We start from the raw sequence: 19,008 nt of genomic DNA on the forward strand, positions 1-19,008 counted from the left end.
ACAACCTTGCGGAAGACCCAGCTATGACAAGTGACCCAACACAACGCCTGCTTACCGCGCTGGGGCGTTTCCAGCGACAATTCGTCAAAGCGCGCAACGGCGCCCCGCAGGAGCACTGGTCGGACGAGTGCATGAACTACCTCATCCAATCCGTGGAGATTGCGGTCGAGCAGCGGTGGCAGGACCTCGTCGAGGCGCTCACCGAAACGGGACGCGTCCTCCAAACCTACGAAAACGCCGGGCGCGCCAACGAGTGCGTGTCCTTCCTCGCCGACAGCTACGAGATTCTTTGCCTGATGGTCGGCGATCTCATCGTCGATAAGGTCCGCTCGGGCGTCATCCGCAAATGGCGTGAGCGCTACCAACTCGCGCTCGAAGACATCGCAGCCAAAGGCCTCGTCCTGGTCCGCGACGAAGACGAACGCCGCCCCGCCAAACCGGAAACGCGCGGCCCGGCGCTCCGAATCCTGGAACCGGAACGGCCCTTCACGGACGAAGACGTCGAGGAAATCGAGCTGGGCGAAATCCCGGACGTTTCCGGCGCGGAGGAAGCACCTGCCCCCGCGGCCCCGCCAGTATTCGAGTTGGATGAAATCGATGCGCTCGCGCAGTCGGCGCCCGAGCCCGTGCTCGAAATGCCGCGCGACGAGCCGCCCGCCCTGACAAACATGGCGCCAAACGTGCCGCCAACCGCGCCGCCGGACTCCGCCGTCGTGTTGGACCGCCTGTGCGATTGCCTTGTGCGGATCGAACAGGAAGACGACGCCGCGCTGGGCCCTGTGTTCGCCTCGATGCACGAAGGCATCCGCGATCTCCTCGAGCGGGCGACGGCAAACGGCTGGGCAGGATCGCGCCGTGCAGCGGAGATGATGGAACGAATGAGCGTGCTCGTGGAAGGCAACCGCGCCGCGCGCGACGACCGCTTCTTCGAACTCGCCTACGCGTTCGGCGGTGTGTACGGCGACGCGCAAGACCGCGCCGAGGACGCGATACTGGTGAATTGGCTCGGCGAATGCGAAGACTATCTTTCGTTCTGGTCGGCGCGTCCCGTCGAAGCGGTTGCACCCCCGCCACTGCCCGTGCGCGCCGAAACGGTGGACGTGCCGTTCGAGGCGCCGGAGCAAGTACACGTGGCTAGCGCCGACGACAGCATTCCCGCGCTCGAAGACGCGTGGGGCGCGGACCGCGTACACGAAGACGATGACGACAAAGTGCTTATTTCGGCCGCGGACGATGACGAACCCTTCGAGTCCGATGACCCCGCGACCCACCTCCTCGACACCGCGCGCCGGGCCGTAAAGCACGGTTCGATCGCCGACGCGAAACTTCTCGCCATGCAGGCGGCGGCGAGCATCGCCCGTGCGCAGGCGTCCGAAGCCGAGGCCCGCGTCAAACTCGCGGAAACGCGGCTTCAGGAAGGCGTCAAAGCGATCGATGCCTCGCGCAACTCCGTGCAACTGTGCGAAACGCGCGTCGCCGAAGCGGAAACCGCGGTTAGCGAACGCCGCGCGCTCCTGTTGGACCGCGGCCGGCACACGCAGGCGATGCAAAGCAGCCTCGACGGGATCGAATCCCGCATATCGGACATCGAACGGCGCATCCGCGAACTCGAAGCGCAACGCGACGAGGCCACGCGCCAGCGCGGCGCCGCCATGGAAGCCCTGGACGAAGCGCGCACGCTCGAATCCCAGGCGAAGGAAATTCTCGACACGACGCTCAGCGGCGAACAGGACGCCCGCGTGAAGCTCGAAGACGCGCGCCAGTCCGTGAAGCAGTTGCAGCGCAAACAGGCGGACAACGAGAGCGTCATGGAACGCGCCCGCGAAGCCCTGAACCGGCAGCGCGCGTCCGTCGCGGACATCGAACAGACAATCGAACAGATTCGCAACGCGGAAGGAGCGACCGGCGCCTCGGGCGACGATTTGCTCTTTTAGCGATTCCCGGCCCGCATCCCGCGGCCGGGGCAAATCCCTTCCCGCGCGGAATCGAGGGAGGGAGCGTTGACTCAATGGGACGCAAGCAGGCACCGCGCGCGATCGGGGACAGGCGATCGCGCGCATCGGATAGAAATGGGGACATATCGTGCGAGGTAGAGGCGAGGTAGTCAGCGTTGTTGATTTCGGTTCGCGGGACATCCGCGCCCTCGTGGCGCGCCGCGACTTCGACGGCACCATTCACGTCATTGGCCACGGCACCGCGCCCGCGCACGGGTGCGTGTCGCAAGGGGTAATCCAGGATCGCGCCGCGGCGCAACTCTCCCTCAAGCGCGCGCTCAACTTCGCCGAGAAGGAATCGCGCACCAAGATCACGTCGGTCTTCTGCGGTGTGAACGGCAAGAAAGTCGAAACGTTCATCCGCGAAGGCACCTGCAAGATCGAGCGCGACATCGTCGAGCATTCCCACATGATCGAAGCGCGCGACATTGCCTCGCGCGACATTCTCGCCGCGGGCAAACGCGTCACATCCTCTATCAGCGCGCAGGAATGGTACGTCGACGACATGCGCGTCATCGACCCCATCGGCATTCGCGGCCAGGTCTTGAAGACGCGCATCCACTTCGCGCGCCTGCCTGCCGTGATCGAAGACAACATCATCACCTGCATCGAGTCGCAGGGCCGCGAACTCGAAGATATGATCTTCCTTCCGATTGCGTCGGCGCTCGGATGCCTCACGCCGGAAGACCTCGAGCTCGGCGTTGGCGTCCTCGATCTCGGCCGCGGCATAACCGGACTCGCCATCTACCGCGACTTCCGCATCCTCGGCACGCACTGCTTCGAGTGGGGCGGCTACCACATCACGCGCGACGTCGCCGCGGGCCTCCAGGTCAGCTTCGAAGAAGCGGACGAATTGATCCTCGACTACGGCATCTCCGACACGTGCATCACCGAAGAGTTCGACGAAACGGCGGAGACGCACGGCGCAAACGGCGACGACAACACCACGCGCGTCAAACTGCGCAGCAACGTCCCCGGCTCGCCGTCGGTCGTCGATCGCGAAGACCTCGATGCAATCGTCTACGAGCGCGCGAAGGAACTGCTGGTGAAAGTGCGCCAGCATATCCAGGCGCGAGGCCTGCTGAAGAACCTCGTGCGCGGCATCGTGCTGACGGGCGGCGCCGCTTCGATCAAAAACTACACGAACCTGGCCGAGGCCGTCTTCCAGGTGCCCTGCCGCGTAGGCGTGCCCACGGGCGTGGAAGTCCTGCCGCACGCGGTCCAGGCGCCGGAGTTTTCCGCGGCGGTGGGCATCGTGCGCCACGCTTTCGAGTACCGCGCCGCCGCACGCCACGGCCGCATCGAACCGCGCGGCTCGATGGTGTCGGTCTCGCGCCGCGCCGCGCGCTTTCTCAAGCGCTACTTCCTGTAACCCTGTCCTTCACCGGATCGACGGCCGCGCCGCAATGCTCGCAATGCGGCAGCATCGAATGGCGCATCTTCTTGCACGCATCGCACGGCTCGAAGAGGGCCGAGCCGCACGCGGGGCACACGTACGGCTCGATCGAGTCCGCGGACCCCGGCTGAAGCAGGACCTTGTGGACCGTGCGCCGCGTCCAATACAACCATTTCCGCGGACCGGTGCGGATCGGATACTCGCACACCGGACACAGGAACCGCTCGTACGCTTCCCGGTACTGCTTCACGATCGCCTCACGCTTCGGGTGGGCCACAAGCCGAATCACAAAGATCAGCAGGCGCGCGACCACCACGATGAGCGCAATCGTGATGATGTACTTGAAGTAACGCTCGGGGAAATAATCGTGAATAACGATGACAACGCGCACGAGCGTGCCGCCGCCAACCGCGAGAAACAGCGGGTAGTAGAGACTGTCGCGCCGCCTGGCCAGGAAATACGCCGCGACGAGCAGCACCGGCACGAGCAACGCCAACTGGTACGCGGCCAGCCGAATGCGATGCGCCTGATTAAGCTCCTGAAACTCGCGTTCCGCCGGTTTGCGGTTCTCCTCGATCGTCCGGTCGAGCGTACTCTTTTCCTGCTCGAGCTTCTGCTGTTGCGACACCAGCCTGGCGATCTGCTGGTTGAGTTCCTGGAACTTGGCCTGATACTCGAGGAAACTCGCCTGACTCGTGGCCAGCGTCGCCCTGTCCGTCTCGTTCTGAGCGACATTCTTCTCCACGCTGATTCGCTGCAACTGCAACATCTGGTTGATCGTGTTCTGCAGGTTCTGCGAGCTCGAACGGACAATCTCCTGCTGCTCGCGCGCGCCCGTAATCTCGCGCTCCAGATCGGTGATCTGCTGTTGCAGCGCGGACTGCTGCTCGTACAACGCCGGATCGACGTACTTCGCCTCGATTTCCGAGTAGTCCGGTCCCTCGATTGACGCGATGTCCCCCAGCAGAAAGCCCAACAGCCAGAACACAAGCACGCCCAGCGCAAGCGTGAGCGCGCGTATCAGCAACCGTATTCCCCACGTACCGCGGGATGATTTCATGGCGCGCTCCCCCGTTCGATTAGCCTCACGTTCCACGCCAACGAGACTGACGTCGAGATACAGTCGTGGTAGCCACAGATTACACGGATGAAACGGATTCAATTCGGCAGTTCAAGGACATGGTACCCGTTGCTCCGGGCCGCACGCGAACCCACACGACTAGACGCGCGTAATCGCGGAACTCCGAACACCAAACCGCGTAAACGCGGGACTCCCCGCGCCAATGCGAGTCAATGACCTCCATCTATATGCCCAGCTTGTTGCATCCTCCTGCGCCCTTATGGGCTACGGACGACGAGTGCCTCCTTCGCCCTTGACGGTTACGGAAGCCTTGCTTCCTCGTACGCCTAGCGGGCTTTGGACGGTACGCTGCCGGGGGGGGTGACGGACTTTTTTTTGACGATTCAAGGGGGGGCAGGGGGGCAAAATCGTCGTAAGTCCTTATTTTTCGGTCGCCGTGGGTTCTGCACCCCCGGGGGGGTGTACTGAGGCGCGGATTGGCCGGGGCGGCACAGTCGCGAACGAATGAACACGGGGTCCGAGTATCCACCTTTGCCGAGGTGGCTTCGGAGGACAAGCCGGGTTCGGGGTTCCGCAGGGATATGGACATCGGGCGATGCGTCATTAGCCGCGAAAGAACGCAAAGAGCGCAGTATGAAACGCTCCTCCTTCGTTAAAGCTACGGAGGACATGGATGTCCTTGTTGACGCCTGGCTGGAGAAGTTGGCGCGGATGAGTTGACCACGGGGACGCGGGGGCGATGTTTCGTTAGCCACGTGGAACTCCAGTTGCCCAAAGCGGAGCTTTTCAAGAGGTCATTACGAAGTGGAAACTTCGTAACGAGTCAAAAGCCGTGGGCGGACGCACGGGGACGCGGCGCGCATGTGCTACCCCTCCCCTAACCATTAGACCAGCGTGTTGCATCCTCCTTCGCCCTTGAAGGCTACGAAGGACGAGTCCCTCCGGCGCCTTGCGGGCTATGGAGGACAAGCTCGGGCGAGTCGGGTTGGATTGAGAAACGATGGGCGCCCGCGCAGATTAGGCCGTGTTTGGTTAACGGATAGTACGAGCGAATGATAGCACGCTGCTGTATGTTGCGACCTGTATTGGCTTGACAGATTCTGTATTGACTGCGAATTTGGACCAGATTTCGACAAACTGGCTGGAGCAGGCCAGACAAGACAGCTACCCGGTGAACAAGTATAAACGGACAGCCAGTTGCGCAGCTGCGAATGCCCCGGCGAAAGAGATCCTTCGCGCGTAGATGCTCTTGCCGAGGTACTCGAGGATCGTGACGCGGCGCGCGACCAACTCAGCACAAGGCTGGCAGATCGGCAGAACGAGCTACTACAATAGAAACTACAATAGATAGATCAGTCAGAGTCGGTTCGCGATGCGGCCCGTAGTCGATGGTCAGCCAACGAACTTCCTTACTGCCGATAGAAAGTCCAAATCTGATGGGAACAATTCGACCGCTCGATATGAGGCTAATTGCAGATTTGTTTGGAATGGGCGGCGGCTACGTCCTTGATTTTTCCGACCGAACTTTCGCGGAATTCTTTGTTGACGAACTCAACGTGGATATCGATGATGCAAAATTCGAGGTCGAAGGGACAAGTAAGGCCAAGCGCCTACGTTTTTTTCTAAAGAGTTGCGACCCGCAACTTAGAATCCGCACGTTGCTGGCGCTCTGGGAGTACCGGGAGGACGCCCGTAGACGGAAAGGTAACCCAGAAAGCATCGCGGACGCGCAGGAACGATTCTATGAACTAATTGAGCGCCTTGGCGGGAAGCGGCCAAGTGCTAAGTCGTCTGAAACCCCTTCCAAACCTCTTACTGAGTTCGATTTGTCTCGCGCGCAATTGCTTATGCAGAAGCTACTCGAACTCAGCAAACTCGAACCGCATCCGCGAGGATACGCCTTTGAAGCTTTCCTGAAGGAGTTATTTGACGCGAATGGCTTGGCGGCACGGGCATCATTCCGGTTAGTCGGCGAGCAGATCGATGGCAGCTTCGAGCTTTCTGGCGAAACGTACCTACTCGAAGCGAAGTGGACGGGTCCAGCCATAGGAGCGACGGAACTACGGGCATTTGAGGGTAAGGTGGCAGACAAGGCGGCTTGGTCGCGGGGCCTATTTGTCAGTCAAAGCGGCTTCACCGCCGAGGGCCTTGAAGCGTTTGGAAGGGGAAAGCGCGTGGTTTGCATGGATGGGCTCGATCTCTATGAAATGCTCAAGATGAGGCTGCCATTTGCCGAAGTCATGGCGAGAAAGGTTCGGCGCGCGGCCGAGAGCGGCAAGCCATTTGTCAATGTACGGGAGCTGTATACTTACTGAACCGGTTTAATACGGGTAAAATAGAGTCCAGGATTTACCAAGTATTTATAACGGCAGTTACATTATTTTATTATTTATATAATTATGTTATTATTAATGTGTAACCAATTTCTTGGTCGCCTGCCAGCATCGCTGATTTACGTAGTACGCCGCTCCAACAACTGGGAGTACTCTGGAGATGGAGATCAAAAACCAATGTCTTCCTCTGCGCGGCGACATTGTTCGTGCGGTGGAAAATGCGCTTGGGAAAGAACTGGATCATGTTCTGACGGAACTTCATGCCAAGGGGCTTTCGGCGTCGGAGATTTATGTGGAACTTCGTCGGGTGTCCGGCGTTCAGTTCACTCGACGCACCCTTCAGCGTTGGCTAAGCGCACTTAAACTTGAGTATTCACGAGCAGAAGCTGGCAAGCAAAGATGGGCACGAGGTCTGATGCAGGAAGCGGCGGCAAAAACCAGACGCTCACTAATTCGAAGCCGGACAGTCGGGTCGCGAGTCGAGGAGCAAATCAGATGGGAACTGAAGAGTGAACTGGAAGGTAAACCGGAGTATGAAGCAATTATCGGATTCTCGAACTGGAGTATTCTGGGTACTCATGAGGTAGATATTCCGATTGTCCTGATTCGACGGACTGACCAGCGCGTTACTAAGATCGGAATCGAGATTGACGGCGAGAGATTTCACGAAGGCGCTGAGCGTTGGAATCAAAAAAGAGCAGTGCTTGCCTCGAACGGATGGCATCCAATACGCATAGTAGTAGACAAGAATCTCACCAAACATGCTTGGCAAGTTTATGTGAAGAACAATATTCGAAGTCTGGTTGACATGGAAGGCCTTTTAGCTGAGATTGAACAGACGTTGACCGAGGGCTAGTTTCGAGATTCTGCGCTGCTCTTTATTGTGCCCGTAAGGGTGCATCATTCCCAAGTACAACTTGGAACGAGGTCGTATGCAAGGGCGCGCAAGTTATCTCTCTTCGTCGGGTTGTTTGCCCGCGAAAACCCATGTTGCGGTCGGGTTGGCGTGCGAAAGAGCGAAGCGGAGCTTCTCAAGAGTGCGTTCCCAAGCGGAAGCTAGGGAACGAGTGGGGCGAGATAGCGAATAGCGAGGTAGTCATGAAGCGAGGAAGCGAGGCAATATTGAAGTGCTGGCACTTGCGGATAAAATCGTGGAGTGAAATCGGACCGGACACGTTCAGCCAGCCAGTGGTCGGCGTCAATTGAATATGGCGGTTCCAGCCGCGCCGAATACCGCCCGGCATGGAAACCGGGCGCTACAAACACCGATAAAATCGATTGACGCGAATCAATAGGGGAGTTAGCTTCACGCTCTTGATGCGAGACTTAATGCGCCGGAGTGTGTCGATGTCGTCGAGACTTGGCGCAGGGTAGGACCGTGCATGACTCGATTCCGCGGAGACGATGCAAACGACACGAAAGTATTCTTTGTCCTTTACCTCCCAATCCTGCGCGTCACTCGGGTTGTAGAACCGGACGCGGCCTTTGGTCTCGAGCACGGCGGAGAGGTAAGTCTCGAATAGCTCTTGAAGCTCTCGCAGGGCCGTCTCCCGCGTCCCGCCCGTACCGACCAAATCGAACTGGAGGGCGGTGGCGTGCCAGTCCCGCCCGTGCTTCTTGTATGCGACGGTGACGGTACCGTCCAAGGTTTGGACGTCTAATTCGGCTGCGCGTAGGGTCGCCATCGATCTTCCTCCGGCGCCATACTACCATCTGGTTCATCCAGATTGAACTTGTGGCTCGAAATGCACTGCAAGGAGGGACAGGCACCGTGTTTCGCTTCCTCCTTCGCGAAAGCTATGGACGACAAGCCGCAAGGCCTGCGCAAAAGACGGTGCCAATCACGCGTAACGCCCGGCGCGGAGACCGGGCGCTACTACCATTTAATGCGAACACCGCCCGGCGCGGAGACCGGGCGCTACGATTTAATGCGAACACCGCCCGGCGCGGAGACCGGGCGCCACGATTTAATGCGAACACCGCCCGGCGCGGAGACCGGGCGCTACTGAATCAGATTGGATGAACCCCGAGCAACTGGTTGGAGAGCTTGAAGAATGGCAGCCCGTAGGGGATTCGAACCCCTGTGACGGGACTGAGAATCCCGCATCCTAACCCCTAGATGAACGGGCCGCACAGCGAAGGCGGCGCGTGGCCGCCCTGGTGTTGGCTGATGGTTGCCGGACTAGGATTCGAACCTAGAGTCTCCTGCTCCAGAGGCAGGCGCCTTACCAGTTTGGCTATCCGGCAGAATGGGGGGATCGTATCGAATGGGTTGGAAATAAGTCAAGGTTTTGGGCGATGGCGTGGGAGTTGGGAAAGGGGAGAGTAGCGGGTTCCGGGGTCCGGGTTCCGGGTTCAGCAGAAAAGATGACGATCGGGTGTGTCGGGTCTATCGGGTCTATCGGGTCTGTCGGGTATGTCGTTGACGTCGGAGAGATGCGTCAAATGGTCAATGGCGTCTGGACTGTGATGCAGGCGAGCAGGTATCGGGTTCCGGGTTCAGCAGAGAAGATGATGATCGGGTATGTCGGGTCTATCGGGTATGTCGTGGATTTCAAGAGGACGCAGTACGTCATCGCGGGAACGGGCGGTGCCGACGCCCGAGGGCGGGTGCTACTTCTTGAGTTCGGCGAGGATGTTTTCCAGCGTTCCGGCGCTTTCCTTGAGGCCGCCGGAGCGGTTGCGGGCGAGCCAGAGTTGGCGGAACTCGGGGATGAGCGGTTCGAGTTCGGCGGCGAGTTGCGCGCGCAGGTCCTTGGGGAGTTCCGCGGTCAGGCACGCTCCCGCGCGCAGGCGCGCCGCGCCGAGGCGGCAGGCGAAGCGGGCCATGGCGGCGTTCATGCGGAATTCGGCCTTGATAAGGTCGGCGTCGGCGCGATCCATTTTTGCGCCGTCGATTCTTGCGATCAGCTCGTCGACGCGCGCGGCCGTCTTGTCGAGGTTTTCCGGGTTGAGTGTGTCGAGTCCGCTGTTGTCCAAAGGTCGGCTGAAGTAACGTTGCAGGAACATGTAGTAGACCGTGCTGTTGCCAGGAGTGATGCCCGACAACTGGTGGGCGTTGCCCAAATCGAATGCCAGCCGTCCCATGACGCCGGCGGAATCACGGAATGCGTATGCGTCGGCGAGTGCTGCTGGGTCGGCGTTGTGATTGGCGTCATGACACCAACTCACTGCCGCGCCGTGTGCGAATGGCAGGAACGAAACTGGAAGAAACTGCCAGTGTCCTCCGTCGCCCCAGTCGGTGACGAGATATCCCCGGGCGCCGTTGTTACGCCCGTTCTCGGCGGCCTCGCGCAGGTTTGCGAGCGCGTTGTCGGTGCGACCCAGCAGCGAGTTCCATGAGGACGTGCCGGGCACAACATAAAACGCGACGTTGTTGTCGTGAAATCGCTTTGTATGCTCGGGATACGGATGCCCTTTGTCGTATCCCCACTCCATGGCGATGACATCCTTGGGCAGTTCGGGAATGAGTTCGGGATTGTTGTTGATGATGTCCGCCCAGAACTGCATGCGCCGGCCATGCGCGGCGACAATTCCGTGAATCTGCAGGAGAAATTCGAGATACACGCGGCCTGCGCCACGTGCCGCCACGGCGTCTTTGCTGCGGCCTTTGCCAATACTGAACGTTTCGTCACAGCCGACGTTGGCCATCGAACTGGAGAAATTCGGCAGCAGTGAAGCGTACATGTCGCGCAAGAGTTCGATGGACTTCGGATCGGTGGGGCACAAATCGCCGCCGCCGGCAGTCTCGGCGAGGGCTGCGTATTCGGGCAGCATGAGCCAGCGCCGCATGTGCGCAAAGGAATTCTGATTTGGAACAAGTTGTATGTAGCGCGCGCGGCAATAGGCGTCGAGGTCCTGAATTTGTTGTGGCGTCATCGGCGATGCGTCTTGCCACACGGCGGGATGATTCCGATAGGCGAAGGTGTGTTCGGTGTAGAGTTGAAGCTGGTTGTATTTCCACGAGGCGAAGAGATCGACGAGTTCGTAGAGCGTCTTCATCTCCGGGACTTTGCAGCGGGCGACGTCGAGCATCACGCCGCGGTCGGGAAAGTCGGGCCAATCCACAATTCGGCACGCGGGAACGCAACCCTTCACTCGCGCCTGTTCCGCGATCTGTTTCAGCGTCTGGCTCGCGTAGAACGCTCCCGCTTCGTCGTGGGCCACGATACTGACCAGCGGCGATCGACCGCCGCGCCGGGCGGCGATGGTCAACTCGTATCCCTGAGGATGCGGAACTCGGAGTGGATCGATTACGGCATCAACCGGGCCGAACCCGTTTTCGCACACGCCGCGATTGCGAAACGTTCGAGTCACTTCCATTTGCCGCGGCATCGGTAAGAGTGGCCAGCCTGCGATGGCGGGGCTGCGTTCGTCGCGAGAATTTCCGCGCGCCGCCGTTTTTCCGGGCATCGTGCTGCACCCCATGACGAGTAGCCCGGCGACGATACACATTATTGATGTAACGACGTGAACGCGAGTCATGGCAACCCCCTTTGAATTCCCCGCGGAGATCGTAGGGTTAGCGGCGTTTTGAATTCAATCGGGTGGGACACGACGCCTCGGGCCGCGATTGGTCATTTCGCACATTGCGCTGAACCGCCACACATTTCCGAGTCAATATCGCTTGACATAGCTGCCGTTGATAGCGAGAATTCGCAGGCAGGGGGTGTTCGTTGTTTTTGTCTAAGGAGGCTGTGTTGCACGCAGGTCAGGAAGTCCAGCTTTCTTCTGCCCGTCCTACGCCACGCCCATCGATGCACGACTCGCACGCAATACCGTTCAACAAGGTCCTCCCGCAGGGGCAGGAACTCGAGTATATGGCCCAGTCCTTGGCGTCCGGGAGAGTCGCGGGCGATGGGACGTTCACACAGAAATGCCACGGCCTGCTGCAATCCCTGCTCGGCGTTCACAAGGTGTTGCTGACGACCTCGTGCACGCATGCACTGGAGATGTCGGCGTTGCTGCTCGATATCCAGCCGGGCGACGAGATCATCTGCCCGTCGTTCACGTTCGTATCGACGATTAACGCGTTTGTCCTCCGCGGGGCCAAGCCGGTGTTCATCGATTGCCGGCCGGACACGCTCAACATGGACGAGTCCGTCCTCGAAGACCTCATCACGCCGAGGACGCGCGCGATTCTGCCGGTGCACTATGCCGGCGTGGGCTGCGAGATGGACGCCATCATGGACATTGCGAATCGGCACGGCGTGGCCGTAATCGAGGACAATGCGCACGGTCTCTTCGGAAAATACCGGGGCCAGTGGCTGGGGACCTTCGGCGTATTGGCCACGCAGAGCTTTCACGAGACGAAGAATTTTACGTGCGGCGAAGGCGGCGCCCTGCTCATCAACGAATGGAAGTTCGAGGACCGCGCGGAAGTTTTGCGCGAGAAGGGAACGAACCGCAGCCGGTTCTTCCGCGGCCAGGTGGACAAGTATTCGTGGGTGGACCTCGGGTCGAGCTACCTGCCGTCCGACATGCTCGCCGCGTTTCTCTACGCGCAGTTGGAGCGCCGCGACGAAATTCAGGCGCGGCGCAAGCGAATATGGGTAACCTACGCGACGGAGCTCGGCGATTGGTGCGAGGCGCACGGTGTGCGGCAGCCGGTTGTCCCGCAGCATTGCGACCAGGCCTACCACATGTTCTACATGCTCATGCCGTCGTTCGCCGCGCGGCAGGGGCTAATCGCGCACCTCAGGGAACACAACATCACCGCGGTGTTTCATTATCTGCCGCTCCACACCTCGGACATGGGCATGCGCTTCGGCTACCGCGAGGGCGACTTCCCCGTGACGGAGGACATCAGCGATCGCTTGCTCCGTCTGCCGATGTTCAACGGCATGGCCGACGAGGAACTCGAACGCGTTGTCGACGCCGTGTCGAGCTATGGCGCGGGGTAGCGGGCCGCGCCCGGCAATGCCCCGCCCCATTCCGATTTACCGCGCGAAGGCCCCGCTGCGAATCAGTTTTGCAGGCGGCGGCACCGATGTCGATCCCTATCGTTCGCAGTTCGGCGGATGCACGCTCAGCGCGACTATCGACAAGTTCGCCTACGTGAGCTGCCGTCCGCGGACGGACGACACAATCGAAGTGCGTTCGCTCGATTACGACATCGTCGCGAAGTATTCGACGAAGCAGGCGTTTGTCATGGACGGCGAGTTGGATCTTGCGAAGGCGGTCATCGCGAAGCTTCGGCGCGGCGCGCCCGCCAAAGGTTTCGACCTGTTCATGCACAGCGATGCGCCTCCGGGCAGCGGTCTCGGCAGTTCGTCGACGATGGTGGTCGCTCTTGTCAGCGTGTTCAAGGAGTTCTTCAAGCGCCCGCTTACTTCGTATGAGATTGCGGAACTCGCCTACGAAATCGAACGAATAGACTTGGGATTGAAGGGCGGCATGCAGGACCAGTATGGCGCGACGTTTGGCGGGTTCAACTTCATCGAATACGACGCGGAGAAGGCGATCGTCAATCCGCTTCGTTTGAGTCCCGAAACGCTGCTCGAACTGCACTACTCGCTCGTGCTCTGCTACACGCGCCAGACGAGACAATCCGCGGGCATCATCGACGAGCAGATTGCCCATATCGAACGCGGTGACGATGACGCGCTTCGCGCGACGCATGCGATCAAGGACCTGTGCGTCCAGATGAAGAACGCGCTGCTTCAGGGACGGCTAAGCGAATTCGGCGAACTCATGCACGCGTCGTGGGAGCAGAAAAAACGGATCGCGTCGAGAATCACGAACACGCGCATCGACGAGATGTACGAGGAGGCGCGCAAGCTCGGCGCGACCGGCGGAAAAATCCTCGGCGCGGGCGGCGGCGGTTACTTGCTGGTGTTCGCGCCGTTCGACAAACGGCATGTGATCATGCGGCGATTGGGCGATATGGGTGGCCAGCCCATAGACTTCAATTTCGAACCGCAAGGCACGGTCACCTGGCGCGCGGCAGGATAGCACGAGTCCGACCTGTCGGACGCGCCAAGCTCGCCGGACAGGTCGGAGGCAAGTAGTAACAACGGCGGACTTAGCCGTTCTTCGATTTGAAATCCGCCATGAAGCTGGCCAGTGCGTTACAGCCCTCGACCGTCATCGCGTTGTAAATCGATGCGCGGATGCCGCCGACGCTGCGGTGGCCTTTGAGGCCGTCCATACCCGCGGCCTTGGCTTCCTTTACGAACTTGGCTTCGAGTTCCTCACTGGGCAAGCGCCAGGTCACGTTCATCAGCGAGCGGCAGTCCGGCTTGGCGTGGCCCCGGTAGTAGCCGCCGCTAGCGTCAATCGCCTCGTAGAGGAGTTTGGCTTTTTGATTGTTGATCGCCTCCATCTTCGCGAGGCCGCCGATGTCGCTCGCCAGCCACTTCGTGACGAGCATCACCATGTATATCGCAAAGCACGGCGGCGTGTTGTAGAGCGAATCGTTCTCCGCGATAAGTTTGTAATCGAGCATCGACGGCAGGCCTTCCGGCACGCGCGCCAGCATGTCCTCGCGCACGATGACCACGACGACGCCTGCCGGGCCGATGTTCTTCTGGGCGCCGGCGTAAATGAAGGCGTACTTGCTCACGTCGAACGGGCGGCATAGAAAGTCCGAGGACATGTCGCACACGAGCGGCACACCGCCCACATTCGGCTCAGCCTGAAACTGCACGCCCTCGATGGTCTCGTTCGTCGTGAAGTGGCAGTAGGCGGCGTTTGCGTCGAGGTCGAGTTCGCTCTGCGCGGGAACGCGGTTAAAGCCCTGTTCCTTGCCGCTCCACGCAGCACGCGCCGCGCCTTCCTTTTTCGCTTCCTTGATGGCTTTGCTGCCCCAGGCGCCGGTGATGATGTAATCCGCCGATTTGCCCGTGCCGCGCAGGAAATTAATCGGCACCTGCGAGAACTGCATCGACGCGCCGCCCTGCAGGAACAGGACCTTGTAGTTCGACGGCACGTTCAGCAGTTGGACGATATTGCTCTTGGCCGATTGGAGCACCGCTTCGAAGGTTTTCGAACGGTGGCTGATTTCCATGATGGACGCGCCCGCGCCGGGGTACGCCAGCAGGTCGCGCTGGGCCTCTTCGAGCGCCGCCAGGGGCAGCCCCGCCGGGCCCGCGGAAAAGTTGTGTACGCGCTGTTCCATAATAATGTACTCCTTCCGGTATGTTCGCGCCGCGCGGATGCAGTCTCCCCCATTTCGCGCGTCGAATACGCTGTCGCTAAATCCAGATAGGTTACCTCAGCGTTTGCACAGCTATCAACTATGCGCACGCGGAGCAAGACCCTATTGACCGGTAGGTCTGGCCGCAGTATGATGCTGCCCAGCGTCACCGGGAGTCCAATCATGGTCAATCTCATTGAAATGGCCATTCCATTTTTCTTTGTACTCATCTTTCTCGAAATCTTTGTCGGCTACCTCATCAAGCGCCGCGTCTATCGCTACGCCGACAGCATCAACGACCTCAGCATGGGCATCATCGATCAGGTGGGTGGGATTTTCCTGAAATCCATCATCGGCGGCGGGTACGTCTACATTTATTCCAACCACGCGCTTTTCGATATTTCCGCATCTTCGGTTTGGGCGGCGATTGCGTGCCTGCTCGGGTACGACCTGATGTACTACTGGGCGCACCGTTGCAGCCACGACATAAACATCATGTGGGGATCGCACATCCCACACCACCAGAGCGAGGAGTACAACCTCACCGTTGCACTGCGGCAGGGCGTGTTTCAAGGCTGTTTTTTCTGGTTGTTCTATCTGCCGCTCGCGTTCGTAGGATTTCCCCCCGCGCTGTTTATCACGATGGCGTCGATCGATACGCTCTACCAATTCTGGATTCATACACGCACGATCGGAAAGCTCGGACCGCTCGAGTGGTTCCTGAACACACCGTCGCACCATCGTGTTCACCACGCGAAGAACCCGAAATATATAGACAAGAACCACGGCGGAATTCTGATTATCTGGGACAAAATGTTCGGTACATTTGCCGCGGAAGAGGAGGAACCGATATACGGAACGGCGACGCCGCTCCGCAGTTGGAACCCCGTTTGGGCGGATATCCATTACTGGGTAGACCTTTGGCGTCTCGCCGTGAAGGCGCCCCGCTGGCAGGACCGATTGCTGATTTGGTTCAAGAAACCGGCGTGGCGGCCGCAAGGGCTCGAAAAGCAGGGTCCGCCGGCGTACCTCACGAAGCAGTTTTATGAGAAATATAACCCACGAATTCCCGCTGGGCTCAGCCTGTACACACTGCTTCAATTCGTCCCCGCGCTCGTTATTGGGACCGTGTTCCTCGGCTACGAGACCGACATGATCTGGCAGACCCGCGCCGGCGTCGCGGGATTGGTCATTATGACGCTTGTCTGCATTGGAGGGATTCTCGAGGCGAAGCGTTGGGCGCTGGGACTGGAGATCGCGCGCCAACCCGTAATGTCGGTGGCTGCGTTCATTTTCGCAAGCCTCACCTTCGGGTTGGATTCGCCGGCTGGCGTGATCGCCGCGGCCGCCGGAACGATCTATTCAATGGGTATGCTCGTCTGGCTGCTTCAGTACCGCGCCGTCTTCACGCGCCCCTTCGGCCCCGTCGCGTACGCACCCGACACCATCGCCCCTGTTGAGGACGAGCGGATGCCAGACTTTCCGCTGGAACAGGACGCGGCCCCCGCGGCGAAGTAAACGCTCAAGATTCCTTCCGCGCGCCACGCGCACGGCCGCTTGCACAGGCATCGATTCTCCGCACCTCTGCGAACAGCGCAACCACGTCCAAATACGCTATGTGCGGTGTCTGATGGTAGAATGCGGCGCCTTCCCGATAGGCAGTCATCGAGTACACATAGCAAGGAGTGACGATTGCGCACAGTAATTGAGAACCCATGGGTGCGGGCGGCGGGTGCGTTGATCGCGCTGGTCTTGCTTGGGCTGCTTGCCTATGCGCTACGGCCGGTGCTGGTCCCATTGTTCCTGGCCCTGCTCGTCGCATACGTGCTCGACCCCGTAGTCGATTTTTTCGAGGCGCGCAGAATCCCGCGCATGGCGACGATTGTCGGCCTTGCGTTCGTCGCCGTCGTGCTCCTCCTCAGCGTCCCGCTAATTATCGTTCCGTCCGTGTTTCATCAGGCAAGCACCTTGGTCGCGTCCGCGCGCGGCGTGTACCCGTTCGATGCGATTGACAAGAACGGAAACGGCGCGATAAGCCTGAGCGAACTAACGCGTCCCGATCGCGGATTCGACAGCAACGATTTCATTCTCTTCGACACGGACCGCAGCGGCGGCATCTCCGAGACCGAGTGGGACGCGGCCATGGCCCACGCGGGCGCGGCCAAGACAGGCGGGAATGCGCTGCTGGATCGACTGTTCGACCTTCTGCCGGTCAACCAATTGGTGAACCTTTTGGAGCTGAATGAGCAACAGGAGCCGCCAAAGTCAGTTTCCGAGGGCGTATCCGGAGTTGCGGAAACCGGAGACCAGGAACCCGCCGAAGACGCCGCGCCCGCGGCCGATCCGGCTGACACGGCGACCGGCGAAGCGGCGGCGGCGGAATCGCAGCCACATGCGGATGGAGCCGCAGAAAAGGATGCGCGCGCACTACTGGCCGAGTTCATTGGGAAGAATGTGCGCGATTTCACGGTCGAGTTCATGAAGACGCACGCGAGCAGTTTGGCGTCGTTTGGACAGCAGGCGGGCGTGAACCTGTTCGGGTTCGTCGCGAGTATCGGTCAAAGTTTTGTGAACTTGCTGTTGTTCCTTGCGAACTTCGCGTTGTTTGCAATTGTCGCCGGATATCTTCTCAAGGATTTTGATCCGTTGAAAGCAACCGCGCGCACGTTGATACCGCCGCGCTACGCGCCGAAGACGCTCTCGATACTCGGCAAAATTGACGACCAGTTGCGCAGCTTTTTGCGTGGCCAAATGACGGTGTGCATTTGCCTTGGCGTGATGTACACAATCGGGTTCCTCGTATTTGGCGTCCCGTTCGCCATCGTCATCGGCATGTTCTCGATCATGGCGTCCTTCATTCCATTCGTTGGCGTGGCCACAACGGCGATTCTCGGCATTCTGTTGACCATATTGCAGCACGGAATTGACTGGCACTTGATTGGTGTATTGGCCGTCGTCGGCGTTGCACAATTCCTCGAAGGCAACGTGTTGACCCCGAAGATCGTCGGCGAGCAGGTCGGACTGAACCCGGTGTGGGTGATCCTCGCGATTATGGTGTTTGGAAACTTTCTCGGTTTCCTAGGGCTGCTGCTCGCGGTGCCAATCGCGGCCGCGCTAAAGGTGCTGGTCGTCGAGGGGGTCGCCTACTACAAAGCGTCGCCGGTCTTCGCGGGCGATGCAGTCGACGAACCGGCGCCTCCGGGGGACGACGACGCCGAACGCCGAAAGAACCTCCGGTAGGCTGTATCGCCGATCCCGAACAGCGCGTACGCCGCGGTTACCGGGAACAGCACCAACGCGGGGTCCTTGCGCCGTGCCATGTCAAATACGGCGATTGCAACCGCGCACACTACAAGGAAACGGAACCCCAGGCGCGGCGACAGCAGCAGGCTCTTCATTTTGTTCTTCGGATACTGCACCGTGCTTACCATAAGAATGGCGAGTGCGAGCATCGGCGGACCGAACACCCAGAAACTTGGCGTGAAGTTCGTCGCGATCGTGAACAGCGCGAACGTGGCGACAGTAGCCGCGGCGGCAGGGCTCGGCAGGCCGATGAAGTATTCGCGCATTTCCGATTGGAACACGTTGAATCGCGCGAGACGCAGCGCGGTGCAGATCGCGTAGATGATCGCGATAAACGCGCCCGTCCGCAGGAAGTATCCCGTCTCACCCGGCAAAAACATCGTGTAGATCAGAACCGCGGGCGCGACGCCGAACGACACGACGTCGCACAGGCTGTCGAGTTGTTTGCCAAACTCCGACACGCTCTTGGTCATGCGCGCGATCGCGCCGTCCATTGTATCCACCACCATCGCAGCCAGAATGAAGTAGGCCGCCTTTTGGAATTGAAGTGCCTGTTCCGCCGAGTCCTTCAGGCCCATGCCTTCAATGGCCGCGAAAATGGCGGCGATTCCAAAGTACAGGTTCAGCGTCGTGATGCCGCTGGCCAGCACATTGATGGGACGGCGCCGGTTCATTTTCCTGCGGCGCTGCGCGGTGGCGAGGCGAATCCCGCGCGCGATGTTCGGCCGCTTGCGCGGCTTTTTCTCGTGCAACATGGCGATTAC

General features: G+C 60.0%; 13 protein-coding genes and 2 tRNA genes. 8 read left to right on the forward strand and 7 right to left on the reverse strand.

Annotation, left to right across the window (positions count from 1 at the left end; translation table 11 throughout):
- Positions 1 to 23 precede the first annotated feature (23 nt).
- Both HUU46_15685 and ftsA read left to right on the forward strand, forming a co-directional pair.
- Positions 24 to 1,934 carry a hypothetical protein gene (locus HUU46_15685; protein ID NUM55087.1) on the forward strand — a complete coding sequence of 637 codons (1,911 nt, stop codon included), beginning with the start codon at positions 24 to 26 and terminating at the stop codon, positions 1,932 to 1,934.
- A 148-nt stretch (positions 1,935 to 2,082) separates the two neighbouring features.
- Positions 2,083 to 3,366 carry a cell division protein FtsA gene (ftsA, locus tag HUU46_15690; GenBank protein NUM55088.1) on the forward strand — a complete coding sequence of 428 codons (1,284 nt, stop codon included), beginning with the start codon at positions 2,083 to 2,085 and terminating at the stop codon, positions 3,364 to 3,366.
- On the opposite strand, the gene HUU46_15695 is transcribed toward ftsA, so the two are convergent.
- Entirely contained in the window at positions 3,347 to 4,450 is a 1,104-nt protein-coding gene (locus HUU46_15695) for a hypothetical protein (protein NUM55089.1), read from the reverse strand. The two genes, ftsA and HUU46_15695, sit on opposite strands and share 20 nt — an antisense overlap.
- Positions 4,451 to 5,907: 1,457 nt before the next feature.
- Here HUU46_15695 and HUU46_15700 point away from each other — a divergent pair.
- Positions 5,908 to 6,786, forward strand: coding sequence for a restriction endonuclease (locus HUU46_15700; GenBank protein NUM55090.1), 879 nt, complete (start codon positions 5,908 to 5,910; stop codon positions 6,784 to 6,786).
- A gap of 178 nt (positions 6,787 to 6,964) precedes the next feature.
- A complete protein-coding gene (locus tag HUU46_15705; GenBank protein ID NUM55091.1) occupies positions 6,965 to 7,660 on the forward strand; it encodes a hypothetical protein in 696 nt (231 codons plus the stop codon).
- Between the two features lie 400 nt (positions 7,661 to 8,060).
- Here the strand turns inward: HUU46_15705 and HUU46_15710 are convergent, their stop codons facing one another.
- The 4 genes from HUU46_15710 to HUU46_15725 form a co-directional block, all read right to left on the reverse strand.
- Positions 8,061 to 8,489 carry a hypothetical protein gene (locus HUU46_15710; GenBank protein NUM55092.1) on the reverse strand — a complete coding sequence of 143 codons (429 nt, stop codon included), beginning with the start codon at positions 8,487 to 8,489 and terminating at the stop codon, positions 8,061 to 8,063.
- A gap of 370 nt (positions 8,490 to 8,859) precedes the next feature.
- Positions 8,860 to 8,934: transfer RNA gene (locus HUU46_15715), tRNA-Glu, on the reverse strand.
- Between the two features lie 41 nt (positions 8,935 to 8,975).
- Positions 8,976 to 9,051, reverse strand: a tRNA-Gln gene (locus HUU46_15720).
- A gap of 366 nt (positions 9,052 to 9,417) precedes the next feature.
- Entirely contained in the window at positions 9,418 to 11,289 is a 1,872-nt protein-coding gene (locus tag HUU46_15725; GenBank protein ID NUM55093.1) for a family 20 glycosylhydrolase, read from the reverse strand.
- A 272-nt stretch (positions 11,290 to 11,561) separates the two neighbouring features.
- Between HUU46_15725 and rffA the strand changes: the two genes are divergently transcribed.
- Positions 11,562 to 12,707, forward strand: coding sequence for a dTDP-4-amino-4,6-dideoxygalactose transaminase (gene rffA / locus HUU46_15730; GenBank protein NUM55094.1), 1,146 nt, complete (start codon positions 11,562 to 11,564; stop codon positions 12,705 to 12,707).
- Between the two features lie 16 nt (positions 12,708 to 12,723).
- Positions 12,724 to 13,758: a GHMP kinase gene (locus HUU46_15735; GenBank protein ID NUM55095.1), complete on the forward strand. Its 1,035-nt coding sequence runs from the start codon at positions 12,724 to 12,726 to the stop codon at positions 13,756 to 13,758.
- A gap of 70 nt (positions 13,759 to 13,828) precedes the next feature.
- Here HUU46_15735 and serC read toward each other — a convergent pair whose 3' ends face one another.
- Positions 13,829 to 14,923 (reverse strand): 3-phosphoserine/phosphohydroxythreonine transaminase, encoded by a 1,095-nt coding sequence (gene serC / locus HUU46_15740; protein ID NUM55096.1) that lies wholly within the window; start codon positions 14,921 to 14,923, stop codon positions 13,829 to 13,831.
- A 201-nt stretch (positions 14,924 to 15,124) separates the two neighbouring features.
- On the opposite strand from serC, the gene HUU46_15745 reads away from it, so the two are divergent.
- Positions 15,125 to 16,459 (forward strand): sterol desaturase family protein, encoded by a 1,335-nt coding sequence (locus HUU46_15745; protein NUM55097.1) that lies wholly within the window; start codon positions 15,125 to 15,127, stop codon positions 16,457 to 16,459.
- A 174-nt stretch (positions 16,460 to 16,633) separates the two neighbouring features.
- Positions 16,634 to 18,181, forward strand: a complete 1,548-nt coding sequence (locus HUU46_15750) for an AI-2E family transporter (GenBank protein ID NUM55098.1) — start codon at positions 16,634 to 16,636, stop codon at positions 18,179 to 18,181.
- On the opposite strand, the gene pssA is transcribed toward HUU46_15750, so the two are convergent.
- On the reverse strand, positions 18,088 to 18,999 hold the full coding sequence (pssA, locus tag HUU46_15755; GenBank protein NUM55099.1) for a CDP-diacylglycerol--serine O-phosphatidyltransferase: 912 nt from the start codon (positions 18,997 to 18,999) through the stop codon (positions 18,088 to 18,090). The two genes, HUU46_15750 and pssA, sit on opposite strands and share 94 nt — an antisense overlap.
- Positions 19,000 to 19,008: the final 9 nt, after the last annotated feature.

This window comes from Candidatus Hydrogenedentota bacterium, from assembly GCA_013359265.1.
Classification (GTDB): Bacteria; Hydrogenedentota; Hydrogenedentia; order Hydrogenedentales; family SLHB01; genus JABWCD01.

Bases quoted from the DNA above. Each gene is read 5' to 3' on its own strand.
- rffA (NUM55094.1), top strand. From the start codon at position 11,562: ATGCACGACTCGCACGCAATACCGTTCAACAAGGTCCTCCCGCAGGGG.
- serC (NUM55096.1), bottom strand. From the start codon at position 14,923: ATGGAACAGCGCGTACACAACTTTTCCGCGGGCCCGGCGGGGCTGCCC.
- HUU46_15735 (NUM55095.1), top strand. From the start codon at position 12,724: ATGCCCCGCCCCATTCCGATTTACCGCGCGAAGGCCCCGCTGCGAATC.
- HUU46_15745 (NUM55097.1), top strand. From the start codon at position 15,125: ATGGTCAATCTCATTGAAATGGCCATTCCATTTTTCTTTGTACTCATC.
- HUU46_15725 (NUM55093.1), bottom strand. From the start codon at position 11,289: ATGACTCGCGTTCACGTCGTTACATCAATAATGTGTATCGTCGCCGGG.
- HUU46_15695 (NUM55089.1), bottom strand. From the start codon at position 4,450: ATGAAATCATCCCGCGGTACGTGGGGAATACGGTTGCTGATACGCGCG.
- HUU46_15705 (NUM55091.1), top strand. From the start codon at position 6,965: ATGGAGATCAAAAACCAATGTCTTCCTCTGCGCGGCGACATTGTTCGT.
- pssA (NUM55099.1), bottom strand. From the start codon at position 18,999: ATGTTGCACGAGAAAAAGCCGCGCAAGCGGCCGAACATCGCGCGCGGG.
- HUU46_15685 (NUM55087.1), top strand. From the start codon at position 24: ATGACAAGTGACCCAACACAACGCCTGCTTACCGCGCTGGGGCGTTTC.
- HUU46_15700 (NUM55090.1), top strand. From the start codon at position 5,908: ATGGGAACAATTCGACCGCTCGATATGAGGCTAATTGCAGATTTGTTT.
- HUU46_15710 (NUM55092.1), bottom strand. From the start codon at position 8,489: ATGGCGACCCTACGCGCAGCCGAATTAGACGTCCAAACCTTGGACGGT.